This is a genomic window from Leeuwenhoekiella sp. A2, assembly GCF_047946655.1.
In the GTDB taxonomy this organism is placed as follows: Bacteria; Bacteroidota; Bacteroidia; order Flavobacteriales; family Flavobacteriaceae; genus Leeuwenhoekiella.
The window spans coordinates 2,549,164-2,562,395 of the sequence record NZ_CP172311.1; the positions used below are offsets into that span (position 1 = coordinate 2,549,164).

The 13,232-nt window shown below is 37.0% G+C and carries 13 protein-coding genes; 3 read left to right on the forward strand and 10 right to left on the reverse strand.

What is annotated here, in order from left to right:
* Window positions 1–241 precede the first annotated feature (241 nt).
* Both ACH3PA_RS11280 and ACH3PA_RS11285 read left to right on the forward strand, forming a co-directional pair.
* The gene (locus ACH3PA_RS11280) at window positions 242–1,453 is read left to right on the forward strand and encodes a multidrug effflux MFS transporter (RefSeq protein WP_416444187.1); all 1,212 of its coding nucleotides are present in this window, start codon (window positions 242–244) and stop codon (window positions 1,451–1,453) included.
* 113 nt (window positions 1,454–1,566) lie between these two features.
* A complete protein-coding gene (locus tag ACH3PA_RS11285; protein ID WP_416444185.1) occupies window positions 1,567–3,393 on the forward strand; it encodes an ABC transporter ATP-binding protein in 1,827 nt (608 codons plus the stop codon).
* 5 nt (window positions 3,394–3,398) lie between these two features.
* On the opposite strand, the gene ACH3PA_RS11290 is transcribed toward ACH3PA_RS11285, so the two are convergent.
* From ACH3PA_RS11290 to ACH3PA_RS11330, 9 genes are all read right to left on the reverse strand, one after another.
* Entirely contained in the window at window positions 3,399–4,157 is a 759-nt protein-coding gene (locus tag ACH3PA_RS11290) for an SDR family oxidoreductase (protein ID WP_416444183.1), read from the reverse strand.
* Between the two features lie 68 nt (window positions 4,158–4,225).
* Window positions 4,226–4,369, reverse strand: a complete 144-nt coding sequence (locus ACH3PA_RS11295) for a hypothetical protein (protein WP_416444181.1) — start codon at window positions 4,367–4,369, stop codon at window positions 4,226–4,228.
* Between the two features lie 39 nt (window positions 4,370–4,408).
* Complete coding sequence (locus tag ACH3PA_RS11300) at window positions 4,409–4,567, reverse strand: lmo0937 family membrane protein (protein ID WP_416444179.1); 159 nt, start codon at window positions 4,565–4,567, stop codon at window positions 4,409–4,411.
* A 205-nt stretch (window positions 4,568–4,772) separates the two neighbouring features.
* Window positions 4,773–5,420 (reverse strand): flavin reductase family protein, encoded by a 648-nt coding sequence (locus ACH3PA_RS11305; RefSeq protein WP_416444177.1) that lies wholly within the window; start codon window positions 5,418–5,420, stop codon window positions 4,773–4,775.
* 94 nt (window positions 5,421–5,514) lie between these two features.
* Window positions 5,515–6,627: an alkene reductase gene (locus tag ACH3PA_RS11310; RefSeq protein WP_416444175.1), complete on the reverse strand. Its 1,113-nt coding sequence runs from the start codon at window positions 6,625–6,627 to the stop codon at window positions 5,515–5,517.
* Between the two features lie 150 nt (window positions 6,628–6,777).
* Complete coding sequence (locus ACH3PA_RS11315) at window positions 6,778–7,212, reverse strand: DUF4174 domain-containing protein (RefSeq protein WP_416444173.1); 435 nt, start codon at window positions 7,210–7,212, stop codon at window positions 6,778–6,780.
* Window positions 7,205–7,876 (reverse strand): peptide-methionine (S)-S-oxide reductase MsrA, encoded by a 672-nt coding sequence (gene msrA, locus ACH3PA_RS11320; RefSeq protein ID WP_416444171.1) that lies wholly within the window; start codon window positions 7,874–7,876, stop codon window positions 7,205–7,207. Before msrA ends, ACH3PA_RS11315 begins: the two co-directional genes overlap by 8 nt.
* Before the next feature lie 143 nt (window positions 7,877–8,019).
* On the reverse strand, window positions 8,020–8,799 hold the full coding sequence (locus ACH3PA_RS11325; protein WP_416444169.1) for a zinc ribbon domain-containing protein: 780 nt from the start codon (window positions 8,797–8,799) through the stop codon (window positions 8,020–8,022).
* 2 nt (window positions 8,800–8,801) lie between these two features.
* Window positions 8,802–9,896, reverse strand: a complete 1,095-nt coding sequence (locus tag ACH3PA_RS11330) for a Nif3-like dinuclear metal center hexameric protein (protein ID WP_416444167.1) — start codon at window positions 9,894–9,896, stop codon at window positions 8,802–8,804.
* Window positions 9,897–9,940: 44 nt separating this feature from the next.
* On the opposite strand from ACH3PA_RS11330, the gene lpxK reads away from it, so the two are divergent.
* Entirely contained in the window at window positions 9,941–10,951 is a 1,011-nt protein-coding gene (gene lpxK / locus ACH3PA_RS11335) for a tetraacyldisaccharide 4'-kinase (RefSeq protein WP_416444165.1), read from the forward strand.
* Between the two features lie 29 nt (window positions 10,952–10,980).
* On the opposite strand, the gene ACH3PA_RS11340 is transcribed toward lpxK, so the two are convergent.
* Entirely contained in the window at window positions 10,981–13,185 is a 2,205-nt protein-coding gene (locus tag ACH3PA_RS11340) for a response regulator (RefSeq protein WP_416444162.1), read from the reverse strand.
* Window positions 13,186–13,232: the final 47 nt, after the last annotated feature.

Sequence of the window (13,232 nt, forward strand, 5' to 3'; positions counted from 1 at the left end):
CCCGCTCTTCAAAAAGGAGCGGGTTCTTTTTTAGAGTTAAACTGAAATATCTCTTTAAGGCCTGTTTAAACTTCATATATTTATTGTAAATAATTGATATTCAGTAGTTATCAATCTGTCATTTTTTCGCTTTAATATCGCCGATTTTGCTGCTTTAATAGCCGATTTTTACCATATTAATAACACTTTTTAAAGTCAGTTTACGTGTAGCTGTTCTAATTTTGCGTTTTATAAATTGTCTATGACGCACCGCTACACAACTAAATCTAAAAATGTTATTGTACTTGTTCTGGGAACCTTAATTGCCATAGGTCCCTTTTCAATTGATATGTATTTGCCGGGTTTTGCCAGTGTCGCAGAAGAGTTTGATGTAGATATTAGCAGGGTAGGGCTTACTTTAACAAGTTACTTTATTGGTATTGCGCTGGGTCAATTGGCATACGGCCCGCTAATGGATCGTTATGGTCGTAGAAAACCGCTCATTGTAGGGCTGAGTTTATATATCATTTCAGCGCTTATTGCTGCATTTAGCTGGAACTTGTACGTACTTATAATTACCCGCTTTTTTATGGCTCTGGGAGCATCATCTGGGATGGTAGCTTCTAAGGCAATGGTACGTGACCTGTTTGATAAGAAGCAAGTGGCAGATGTACTTTCTACGCTCATGCTTATTATGGGAGTTGCGCCTATAATTGCGCCTACAGTAGGAGGGATAGTAATTGGTTTTTTTAACTGGGAAGCAGTATTCTTTATACTTGCCAGTTTTGCAGCGATCATGTTATTTAATGTCACATTTATTCTGCCAGAAAGTGTAAAGCCTAATCGCTCTACAAGCCTGCATCCTAAAGCTGTGGTTCTCGAGTATATTTCCATTTTAAAAAATAGAGAGTTCTTTATTTTCTCAATGGCTCGTGGTTTTACAATAGGTGCACTATTAGCATATGTCTCCAGCGCTCCATTTCTTTTTATTGAATATTTTGGTATGAGTGAGCAACATTTTGGGTGGATATTTGGCGGTAACGCATTTGGCTTGATCTTAGGAAGTCAGTTAAACAGGCTAGTATTACGCCGATTCTCTTTATTGAAAATAACACTTACGACTACAATTCTTCTAACTATTGTAACCGTGGTAGGACTAATATCTAATCTTATTGCTGTAGAATTCTGGGTTGTCTATCCTGTTCTGTTTTTAATGCTTTTTCTCATCGGTTTTCAAAATCCTAATGTGACCACACTGGCTTTACATCCTTTCACTGTTCAGGCGGGCAGTGCTTCTGCTTTAGTGGGTAGTTTGAGTATGATATTTGGTTCTTTGGCCAGTATTTTAGTGACCAGATTTGTTACTGTAAGTATTGTGCCGCTGTTCTATATAGTTTTTGGCTGCTCCATCTTCAGTTTTATACTTGTCTTGATCTACAATAGAAAACCTGTTTACATTTCTTATGAAGCTTAATGGCGAGATCCATTTTTGCGTTGAGACTTTGCCTTTCTAACTTATTTGAGAACACTTCATCAAGCTCAATGTTTCCACAAGAAATTGGATTAATTTTGAACAAAGGCTAAATAATGGCATTAGACAGTATAAAAGATAAGAAAAGCACCAATATTAGAGCTTCGTTTCAGGCGTTGCGATATATACCGCGATTCTTTAAAGAGGTTTGGAATACCAATGCAACACTATTTCTCGTCAATCTAATCTGCAGACTTATAAATGCATTTGCTCCCGTAATCATTCTGTGGGTAGGTAAATTAATTATAGATGAGATCATTGCGCAAATTGCGGCTACTACACCAGACTATACACAGCTTTGGAATTATGTAATTCTTGAATTTTCGATTGCTATTATTTCAGATTTGATCAATAGGCTGATCTCTATTACAGATGGTTTACTGGGGGATTTGTATAACATCAAGTCATCTGAAACGATGATAAGAAAAACCAGCGAGATTGATATTAGTCAGCTAGAAGATTCTGAGTTTTACGACAAACTTGAGCGTGCCAGACAGCAAACGCAAGGCAGAGTAAGTTTAATGAGCAATGCGCTGGGCCAGGCACAAAGTGTTATTTCTATAATTACCTTAATCGCAGGTTTAATATATTTTGAACCGCTTCTTATAATTTTACTGGCTCTAAGTATTATTCCACTTTTTATTAATGAGATCAAGTTTAGCGGGCAGCGGTATTCTATTTCGCGCAGCTGGACAACAGAGCGTCGTGAGCTCGATTATCTGCGGTACATAGGTGCAAACGATAAAACTGCAAAAGAGATCAAATTATTTGGTCTTGTTGATTTTGTAGCTAGTCGTTTTCGTAATTTAAGCAAGCAATATTATAAGATCAATAAAGATCTTACTATCAAGCGCAGTACTTACAGTGCCGGCTTTAATGCGCTGGGAGTAATTTGTTACTACGCTGCTTATATCGTGATAATTCGCAGTGTTCTTGTAGGTGAAATAACCATAGGTGAACTTACATTTCTCTCTGCTTCTTTCAATAGGTTGCGAAATAGTTTACAGACCTTCTTTTCAAATTTTACACGTATTACCGAAAGTGCTTTATATCTAAAAGATTATTTTGATTTTATAGACTTAAAGGTCGAAGATAAAGACCTTGAATATCTCGATTTACCTACCAAAATTAAAAGTGGCTTTGAAGTAATCGATCTTCATTTTGCGTACCCCGGAAGCACCAAAAAAGTACTTAAAGGGGTTACTTTTTCGCTTAAAGCAGGAGAAAAAATGGCTTTTGTAGGTCAAAATGGGGCGGGTAAAACAACATTGATCAAACTTATGTTGCGGTTTTATGAGCCTACAGAAGGAGCAATACTACTTGATGGTATCAATATAAATAGATTTAGAAAACAGGATTACCAGCAAATGTTTGGTGTGATCTTTCAGGATTTCTTTAAATATGAATTTACGCTGCGTGAAAATATTGCCATAGGCGACATAAACGCGATTAAAGATCAGGGTAAAATTGACAGTGCCGCACAGCTAAGTCTGGCATCAGAAGTGGTTGATCAATTTAAGAAAGGCTATGATCAACAATTGGGGAAACGCTTTAAAAAAGGTCAGGAATTATCTGGCGGCCAATGGCAAAAAGTGGCCTTGGCACGAGCTTATATGAAAGATGCTAAAGTTATGGTACTCGATGAGCCAACTTCCGCGCTTGACGCGAAAGCAGAATATGAGGTTTTTGAGCGTTTTATCGGCTTAACTGAAGGTAAAACCAGCATAATAATCTCGCATCGTTTTAGTACAGTGCGTATGGCAGATCGTATTGTGGTTCTGGAGCACGGCAAAATTCTTGAAACGGGAACTCATCATGAACTTATGCAGGAACCCAAGTTGTACTCAGAGCTTTTTGAATTACAGGCACAGGGTTATAAATAGACGATTTATAACGCAGAAATACTTATGCCGCCATCAACAACAAGGTTTTGTCCTGTTATATAAGATGCTTTATCCATGGCGAGAAATGCAACGGCGCCCGCCATTTCTTCTGGTTGTGCTACGCGTTGCATAGGTGTTCTGGAGATTATATGAGCAAGTCTGTCTTTTTGATTAAAAACAGCTTCTGTCAACGGCGTTTCTGTGTACCAGGGAGAAACGGCATTCACTCTGATGTTATCTATAGCCCATTCTGCTGCCAGACTTCGTGTTTGCTGTAACAATCCTGATTTTGCCATTCCGTAAGGCGCACCGCTTTTTACATCCTGATTTGCCGCTACAGAAGCGATATTAATTACAGAAGCTTTTCCTGATTTCTTTAGAAGCGGGTATAATTTTCGGCTTAACTCAAAAGGAGCGATAAGATTAATTTCTAATACTTTTCTATATTCTGCAGAGGTATATGCTGTAGCATTCTTCCTGATGTTGATTCCCGCATTATTTACCAGGATATCGAGTTTTTCAAACTTGTGGGAAACAAAGTTCGCCAGCTTATTAAGATCTTCTTCTTTTGACACATCTCCACAAAAACCATAGGCGATGAGGTCCTGATTTAGCAGTTCCTTCTCAAAAGCGAGAATATCATCATTATTGCGTGCCGTAAATATCACTTTCGCTTTAAGCGAAAGAAGCTCTTTTACGATTGCGCGGCCTATTCCCTTTGTTCCACCTGTAACGAGAGCAGTTTTATCATCCAGATTCCACATAAAATATCGGGTATTTAAAGCAAAAAACCCGCCTAAGAAGCGGGTTTTTCGGGTTTTTTATTTCTAATTTAATCTACTGCATCTTCAACTGCGTCTCCAGCATCATCTACTGCATCCTCTACATCATCTGCTGCGTTGTTTGTTTCTCTGCAGCTGGTGAAACTTGTTGCTAAAAGACCAGCTGTAAATAAGGTTAAAAATAATCTTCTCATTGTAGTTTTAATTTAGGTTAGTATTAATTTTTGTTTGATTTAAGGTCTTCTCCCCGTTGCCAGACGATAAAGAATTCCTATTACTGCAAGAACTAGCAAAATGTGAATTAAACTTCCTACGGCATCGCCGAAGCCAAAATATCCCACCAGCCATCCTATAATAAGCAGGACTATGATGAGCGAAATAATATCTCTCATGTCAAATAGTTTTTGTTGATTAGTTAATTAAATATAGTGATACTCTCAAATGTGATAAGATTACTTAACAGGGTTTAACAGGAAAATTTAGAAAATTGGGCGTTCTTTAGCATTTTTAGCCAGATTGTTAAGAATTCTTTTGCTTTTAGAGTGATTTCTTATCAATAGGTTAGCTGTAGTCATAAAAGCTCAGCGTCTTTTCTTACTAAGAGCCGTCTGTAGAGATAGATTGAACCTGAGTACCTGGTTCTGCATAAGTAAATCTGTTGAGAATTTGCGGTAGGGCATAACCGTCAAGACCAGCGACACATACCGTATGTGCTTTTTCTAAGTTTAACCAGCCATCTTCTGCCTGAATCGCTCTATCTATATAAATGTGCTCAATGGCTCCTATGATGAAATGACAGTTGTTCTCTTTTAGATAATACTCATTGACATAGCTGCAGCCAAGTTTTATCCTGCTCTGTTTTACGTAAGGAGCTCTAAAACCATGAAGATATTCTTCATCCAGATCTATTTTATCAAACTCAGATACATGACCTTCATATTTGGCAGAGGTCTGGTGCGCATCTTTAATAATATTCTGGTTAATGTGATTAACTGTAAAAAAGTTAGTCTTTTTAATGTTGTCATACGTATTCCTCTCTACAGTATTAGGCCGAAGCACAAAACCCAAAAGTGCAGGATGACTACCCAGATGAGTTACAGAACTAAAGACTGCTACATTAGTAATGTCATCACTTGATTTAGTAGCTATGAGATTAGCCGACTTAAAACCAGTACAGGAATTTATAAAATGTGCTCTGTATCTGGATGGGAGGCCTTCTAAATCGTTTGTGGAAAAATGAAGCATAAAAAAAGGGTCAAAGTTAAGTGACCCTAAATTATATATTGTTTAATTATAATGTGTTAATATTAAACAAATTTATGTGTAGCTTGTGAATACTTTAAGCTTTTTGCATTTGTTCTTTGTAGGTGGGATAATCTGTATAACCTTTTGTTCCCTGCGTATAGAAGGTATCCTGATCCCATGCTGCCACATTTGCATTAGCGGCAAAGCGTTCTGCTAGATCTGGGTTAGAAATATAAAGTTTACCAAATGCAACAAGATCTGCCTCTCCGGCTTCTATGACCGCATTACCTTTTTCCTGATCAAAATTTCCATTTATCATAAGCGTACCGTTATAGATAGGTCTGTATCTTTTAGCAATGTGACTTTCTAAAAAGGGGATCGCACTAACATCTGTAAAAGGTTCAGATAAATGTAAATATGATAGATTATAAGCATTTAGTTTTTCAACTATATAATCAAAGGTAGGCATCGTTTCTTCTGTTCCTTCTATTCCAAAGGTGCCATTAAGAGATGGGTTTAGTCTTATACCAATTCTATTTTCTGGCCATACTTCTTTAACCTTATCTAAAGTTTCAAAAAAGAATCTGGTTCTATTTTCTATACTGCCGCCATATTGATCTTCGCGTAAGTTAGCAAGTGTGTTAAAGAACTGATGAAATAAATAACCGTTTGAAGAATGTATCTCTATACCATCAAAACCTGCTTCTTTAGCATTTTTTGCGGCCTGAACAAATTCCTGTTGTGTTTCTTCAATTTCTTCAAGGCTCATCGCCTTGGGAGTAACTGTATCTTTAAAACCTTCAGGCGTATAAGATTGCGCATTAGGATTTACTGCACTTGGGGCTAAAGGTAATTTACCATTATGAAAATCTGGGTGCGAAATTCTCCCCACGTGCCATAATTGAATAAAAATTTTGCCACCAGCATCATGAACGCTTTTAACTACTCTTTTCCAGCCATCTATTTGTGCCTGATTATGAATACCTCCTGTATGTACATATCCTACAGCTCTTTTAGATACCTGAGAACCTTCTGTAATTATTAAACCGGCACTCGCGCGCTGAGTATAATATTCTACATGAATATCTGTAGGGGCACTGTCTGCATTGTCTGCACGACTCCTGGTCATAGGAGCCATTACCAGACGGTTTTTTAAAGTTAAATCTCCAAGTTTATATGATTGTAATAAAGGTTGATCTGTTGTCATAATTATTTTTTTGTTTGGAACAAATTAGTAGAAAATACTGCGAATTCTATTGATGTAGGTTAAGAAATAACTCCTTTTTGGAAATAAAAACGCCCGAATTGATATGAAAATCGGGCTGAAACGTTAAAAAATAGCTTTATATGCTCAATATTAGTCGTCTATATTTTCCCGCATTTCTCTTTGTCTCATTGGCATTTTGTCAATATTCTCAAAAACGAGAGCGCTATCAAATACATAAGATTTTTTGAATTTAGAACCACCATCCTTCCCAATGAGAACTACTTCTTCATGAGTGGCAGGCAGACTATATAATTTGCGTAAAGCAGCTACATCAAAATGTGAAACTGGTTTTAGTTCATGATCATAAATACGGCCCTTGCATAAGACAAAAAGCAACAAATTGCGATCTTCTAATTTTTTTGGCTTATCTAAAAAAGATTCCCATTGTTTTTTAAAATCCTCATTATCTAGTGAAGTTGTAGTAAAAAGCAGAATTCTGTTTCTCCATTTATATTTAGAGAAATCCTGTTGCGCCTGAGTTGTGAGGGCAAAAAGGATAATTGCTATTTGAGGAATTTTACTCATGTAGAGAAGCGTTGTCTTTTAAAAGTTCTGGAAATTTAGCTTTAAATCTATTTATTCTGGGTATTGACACATTTTGAATGTATGGATTGTCAGGATTATGTTGTTCATAATTTTGATGATAATCTTCTGCTTTCCAAAATTTTTGAAAAGGAACCACCTCTGTAACTATCTCGCCATCGTAGGTAGTTTTATTGAGTCTGTCAATCGTGTTCTGTATAATTTCTTTTTCCTCTTCGTTTTGATAAAATGCAATAGAACGATATTGTCTTCCTTTATCGGGTCCCTGTCTGTTAGGAGTAGTAGGATCTTGCGAGCCAAAGAATACGTCTACAAGTGTTTGATAATCAATAACTTTGGGGTCATAAAAAACTTCTACAGATTCTGCATGCCCTGTCTTCCCGTAACTTACCTGATTGTATGTAGGGTTTTTTTCGGAGCCACCGCTATAACCACTTACTGCTTCTTTTACCCCCTTGAGGCTTTCAAAAACCGCTTCTACGCACCAAAAACAACCGCTGGCGAAATAGGCTCTTTTGTAGCCATCTACTGCCTGGGTTTGCACCGGCTCTGCATAGGCTGTACTTTGATCCTGATGATTATTAGCATTATTCTTACAGGAATTGAGAAAAAATACAGCTATAAAAAGCGTTATGGGTAATTTCATTACTTGATGCTTAAATTCAAGTAAAATTAGGAGATAGTATAGCACAGCTATATTAAGGAGGTGTTAAACTATTGATACTTAACATCAATAAAAAAGCCCCTATGCGGGGCTTTCTAATATTATATCGGTAAATGCTGAATGCTCTAGATTTTAGAGAATATTGCCTGCATTTTATCCTGTTCTTCGCGAGCCAGATCCTCATCTACTAATATACGACCACTGTGCTCATCTGTTATGATCTTTTTGCGACCTGCGATCTCTACCTGCACCTGCGGTGGAATAGTAAAAAATGAACCTCCTGAAGCACCACGCTCTATAGCAACAACAGCAAGACCGTTGCGTACATTAGAACGTATGCGGCGATATGCTTTAACAAGACGCTCTTCTATTTGCTCTTCAAAATCTTCACCTCTTTTAAGAAGTTCCTGCTCTTCCTTCTCAGTTTCTGCAAGGATCTCGTCAAGTTCTTCTTTTTTGTGTTTAAGGTGATTTTCGCGCTCAGCCAGACGTTCTTTAGTGGTTTCTATAACCTCTTTTTTCTGCTCTATTTGCGCTCTGTATTCTTTGATATTCTTTTCAGCCAATTGAATCTCAAGTTCCTGAAACTCGATCTCTTTGCTTAATGAATTGTACTCACGATTGTTACGTACATTCTTTTGCTGCTCAGTATACTTTTTAATTGAGGTCTTAGAATCTTCAATCTGTAATTTCTTAGCTTTGATCTGATCGTCAACAACGCTAAGGTCACCACCCAATTTCTCAAGACGGGTCTTTAAACCGGCAACTTCATCTTCAAGGTCTTCAACTTCTAAAGGAAGCTCTCCACGCACGTTTCTTATTGTATCTACACGTGAATGAATTAATTGTAGATCATAAAGTGCTCTGAGCTTATCTTCTACGCTCGCTTCTGTCTTTTTTGCCATACTTATAAATACTTAATGGGATTGGTATCTTCTTCTGATAAAATGACTGCAAAATTAGTAAATTTTTTCGTAAGATAGTCAGTAAGAATATTTTTTGTGAATTGTTCACTTTCGTAATGCCCAATATCTACTAAAAGAATCTGCTCTTCAGCCTGAAAAAACTGGTGATATTTTAGATCTGCAGTGATAAATACATCTGCACCAGCTGCTTTTGCTGCATCAATTGCAAAACTTCCGCTACCGCCTAGAACGGCTATTTTTTTAACCGGTCTGTCTAATAATTCTGTATGACGCACACCTTTGGCATGAAAAGCTTTCTGCACATGTCTTAAAAATACCATTTCATCTATAGGTTCTGGCAAGATGCCAGTCATACCCATACCCACATTTTGATTTTTGTTATCTAAAGTTGTCACTTCATAAGCTACTTCTTCATAAGAATGCGCTTTAAAAAGAGCGTTTAAAATTTGAGATTCTTTATAATCTTCAAAAGTGATATTAAGTTGCACCTCTTTTTCCTGCTGTAACTGTCTGCGTTCGCCTACAGTAGGGTTGCTGTCTTCATTACCTTTGTAAGTTCCTTTTCCCTTAGTTACAAAACTGCAATTACTGTAATTGCCTATTTTTCCTGCTCCTGCAGCAAATAAGGCGTCACGTAAAGCAATGGCTTCATTTTTTGGAACGTAAGTGGTAAGCTTTTTTATAATTCCTTTTTTAGGAATTAGTACTTCACGATTTTTTAATTGTAAAGCATCAGCCATGCCTTTGCTTACTCCGTTAGGAAGATTGTCAAGTGCAGTATGAATTGCGTAAATAGCAATATCATTTTTTATCGCTTTTAGAATGACGCGCTCAACATAGTTTTTACCTGTGAGTTTTTTGATCCCAGAGAAAATAATGGGGTGAAAGCTAACTATAAGATTACAGTTTTTAGCAATTGCTTCTTCTACTGTTTTTTCGAGTGTATCAAGTGTGACGAGAATGCCAGTAACTTTAGATTCTTTTGCCCCTACAAGCAAACCGGTGTTGTCAAAATCTTCAGCGTAAGCGGGAGGTGCCAGCTCTTCTAGAGCGTCTATTATATCTTTTACGATCATGGATGCAATTATAAAGTAAAGATAAAAATTATACCTTCGTTGCCATGAACAACTTGAGGAAATTACTTTTTCCATTTGCGCTAATATATCAAGCAATTACCGGTGTGCGTAATTATTTATTCAACAAAGGCTGGCTGGTTTCCCGGGTTTATGATTTTCCTTTAATTGGTATTGGGAATCTTTCTGTAGGTGGCACTGGGAAATCACCCATGACAGAATATGTTTTACGCTTATTAGGCGATAATTATAAAGTAGCAACTTTAAGTAGGGGCTATGGCCGTAAAACGAAAGGTTATCTGGATGTCACACCAGATAGCGCAGTGCACAGAACGGGCGATGAACCGTTGCAATTTGCTAAAAAGTTTAAAGAAGTCTACGTTGCTGTTGATGAAGACAGAAGAAATGGTATTTCGCTTTTGCGAAATAAGAATCCGAAGCCAGAGATTATAGTCCTTGATGATGTGTACCAGCATCGCAAGGTAAAACCCGGTTTTATTATCATGCTGAGCGCATATGATTCTATGTTTTATGGTGATTTTATTCTTCCCGCGGGTAATTTAAGAGAGTCGCGCAAGGGTGCAAAGCGAGCCGATTGTATTATAGTTACTAAATGCCCATCAACTTTAAATGAGGTGGAGAAGGGTGAAATCGGCACAAAAATTAGAAAATATTCTTCTGCGCCTGTATACTTTTCAACCATTGCGTACGGCGTAAAATTGCATGGCGCTTCATCTATTGATTTAAATGAATTACCATCCTCATTTACGCTCGTTACAGGTATTGCTAATCCTGCGCCGCTGCTTAATTACTTAGATGAAAATATGCTACGTTATGAGCATGTAGAATTTAGTGATCATCACAACTTTACAGAGAAGGAAATTAACGAACTTGATAAGCGTGAGGTTATTCTAACTACAGAGAAAGATTATATGCGTCTAGAAGGAAAATTTAAGCATGCAACCCTCTATTATCTCCCTATAGAAATGCGATTTTTAGAAGAAAAAGACCGATTTTCAGCTCAAATAAGAGGATTTTTAAATGAGTTTTCAAAATAGTAGTCAGCCAAAGTGAGCTTTTTAGAGCATTAAATAATGACGTTCTTGCGCTTTAATGAAGTGTGTATTTTAGAAAAGAACTCTTCTACTTTATACGGTTTAGGGATAATATCATTGAAGCCGGCCAGATAAAAATCGTCTATATTCTCATCAATAGTAACGGCTGTTAATGCAAGAATAGGAAGGTCTTTATTAAATTCGCGTATTTTTTGTGTTGCTTCGATACCGCTAATTCCCGGCATGTGAATATCCATCAGGACAAGATCAAAAGCTTCAAAGCGTACTTTTTCGATAGCAATCTCACCATTATCTGCAACTTCACATTCCATCTTATTTTTTTCTAAGATCTTGCGTGTGATCATCTGGTTTATCTTGTTGTCTTCTACCACAAGTATTTTACGACCTTCTAATGCTGCATAATCTATATCGTACACCTTCTCTATATTTCTTTGGTTAGATGCATCCTTAGTAAGATTATACTTTATGTCAAAAAAGAATTTTGAACCTTTACCCAGTGTGCTTTCGAGTTCTATTTTACTGTTTTGAAGATCTAGCAGGCGCTTTACAATTGACAGCCCCAAGCCTGTACCGCCAAATTTTCTGTTGATCTGTACAGAACCCTGTGTGAAATTCTGAAAAATATTCTTCTGCTTTTTCTTGCTTATACCTTCACCAGTATCTTCAACCTCAAAATGTAAATAAACCTGAGACGAATTCTCACTTATCTTCTGTACACGTACAATAACCTGGCCATCACGGGTAAATTTATTTCCATTACCAATCAGGTTTATAAGAATTTGAGAGATCATTAAAGGGTCGCCAATAATCTGATCTGGTATGTCTTTCTCAAATTCGAGAACGAGTTGATTGCCTTTTTCCTGAGCTGATCTGTCAAGAGCAAAAATCACATCGTCTACTCGTTTGCGTAAATTGAAAGTGGTTTGTTCAACCTCAACTTTGTTTGCTTCAAGCTTATTGAGATCTAGGATATTGTTGATTAAAGAAAGTAAATACTCACCTGAGAATTTAAGTGAATCCAGGTGTTTTTTCTGCTCTGGAGTGGGATTTTCATGCAATAAGAGATGCGTCAAACCAGTCACAGCATACATAGGAGTTCTCAATTCATGCGTGATAGTAGATAAGAATTGCGCTTTAACAACCGAAGCTTTTTCTGCATTCTCCTTAGCCATGAATAGTTCAGTATTCTTGGTTTGTAGTAATTCGTTAGCCTTAGCTCTTAAGTTATTGTTCTTATAAAGAGAAAGAGCCAGTAAACATAATAATGTGAAAAGAGCAATTACGAGAACACTTGTGAGCTTATTTGCCTTTGTGTTGTATGGTTCATAATTGTCTGGTGTCATTAAGGTATCTGTCTCCAGCGCATTAGTAATAACAACAGTGTTTTGATTTTCATTGGCATTATTGCCAAAATATTCGGCGTTCTTCTCGTTGTACTCTTTTAGATCATTAAATGCTTTTTCATAATCTCCATTTACCGAAGCAATGTTGCTTAATAGCTCCAGAGATTCTACTTCAATGTGAGGGTATTTATTCTTAACACTTACATCATGAGCCATATTTGCGGCAATAAGAGCCATGTCATATTGGCTCAGCTCTGCGTGTGCTTTCCCTTTTTGTAGTGCTGCCTTTGATCGTAGATATTCATCTTTGCCCTCTTTATTAAAAATACTAAGAGCGCGATTATAGTTTATAATTGCAGGCTCGGGATTGTTAGCTGCCAGTTCTCGATTGCCCTGATACAGAAAAGTTGTAGCGAGATGAAATTGATCTTCAAGTTTTTCAAAAATCAACTCTGCCTGATCAAGATATTCTTTAGCTTTATCATTATTATTCAGCTTAAGCTGAATTTGTGCAGCGGTGAGATAACTACTACCAAGCCCTGGTGTATCGTTAATAGATCTTTGTATGTTTATTGCCTCAAGACATTCTACTCCGGCCTGTTCATAATTGCCTAATTGCAAATGCACCTGCGCCAGATAATTGCTGGTAAGACCTATTCTGTTCTTATTATTTACTGATTGGGATAACTGTCGTGCACTCTCAAGATTTTGAAGGGATGACTCGTAATTCATTTCCTGAATATCAGTGCCGGCAACGCGACACAGAGAGTCAATTCTTGAGTTTATAGAAGCGATTTCCTTAGGACTATTTTGTCCGTACGAGATTGTAACTAATAAAAGTAAAGCTAAGAAAAGCGTTCTTTTAGCGAACATTCAATATAAATTGATTAAAAAACGAAAATATAGAATTTGTTAAAAAT

Bases quoted from the DNA above. Each gene is read 5' to 3' on its own strand.
- ACH3PA_RS11280 (WP_416444187.1), top strand. From the start codon at position 242: ATGACGCACCGCTACACAACTAAATCTAAAAATGTTATTGTACTTGTT.
- ACH3PA_RS11285 (WP_416444185.1), top strand. From the start codon at position 1,567: ATGGCATTAGACAGTATAAAAGATAAGAAAAGCACCAATATTAGAGCT.
- ACH3PA_RS11290 (WP_416444183.1), bottom strand. From the start codon at position 4,157: ATGTGGAATCTGGATGATAAAACTGCTCTCGTTACAGGTGGAACAAAG.
- ACH3PA_RS11295 (WP_416444181.1), bottom strand. From the start codon at position 4,369: ATGAGAAGATTATTTTTAACCTTATTTACAGCTGGTCTTTTAGCAACA.
- ACH3PA_RS11300 (WP_416444179.1), bottom strand. From the start codon at position 4,567: ATGAGAGATATTATTTCGCTCATCATAGTCCTGCTTATTATAGGATGG.
- ACH3PA_RS11305 (WP_416444177.1), bottom strand. From the start codon at position 5,420: ATGCTTCATTTTTCCACAAACGATTTAGAAGGCCTCCCATCCAGATAC.
- ACH3PA_RS11310 (WP_416444175.1), bottom strand. From the start codon at position 6,627: ATGACAACAGATCAACCTTTATTACAATCATATAAACTTGGAGATTTA.
- ACH3PA_RS11315 (WP_416444173.1), bottom strand. From the start codon at position 7,212: ATGAGTAAAATTCCTCAAATAGCAATTATCCTTTTTGCCCTCACAACT.
- msrA (WP_416444171.1), bottom strand. From the start codon at position 7,876: ATGAAATTACCCATAACGCTTTTTATAGCTGTATTTTTTCTCAATTCC.
- ACH3PA_RS11325 (WP_416444169.1), bottom strand. From the start codon at position 8,799: ATGGCAAAAAAGACAGAAGCGAGCGTAGAAGATAAGCTCAGAGCACTT.
- ACH3PA_RS11330 (WP_416444167.1), bottom strand. From the start codon at position 9,896: ATGATCGTAAAAGATATAATAGACGCTCTAGAAGAGCTGGCACCTCCC.
- lpxK (WP_416444165.1), top strand. From the start codon at position 9,941: ATGAACAACTTGAGGAAATTACTTTTTCCATTTGCGCTAATATATCAA.
- ACH3PA_RS11340 (WP_416444162.1), bottom strand. From the start codon at position 13,185: ATGTTCGCTAAAAGAACGCTTTTCTTAGCTTTACTTTTATTAGTTACA.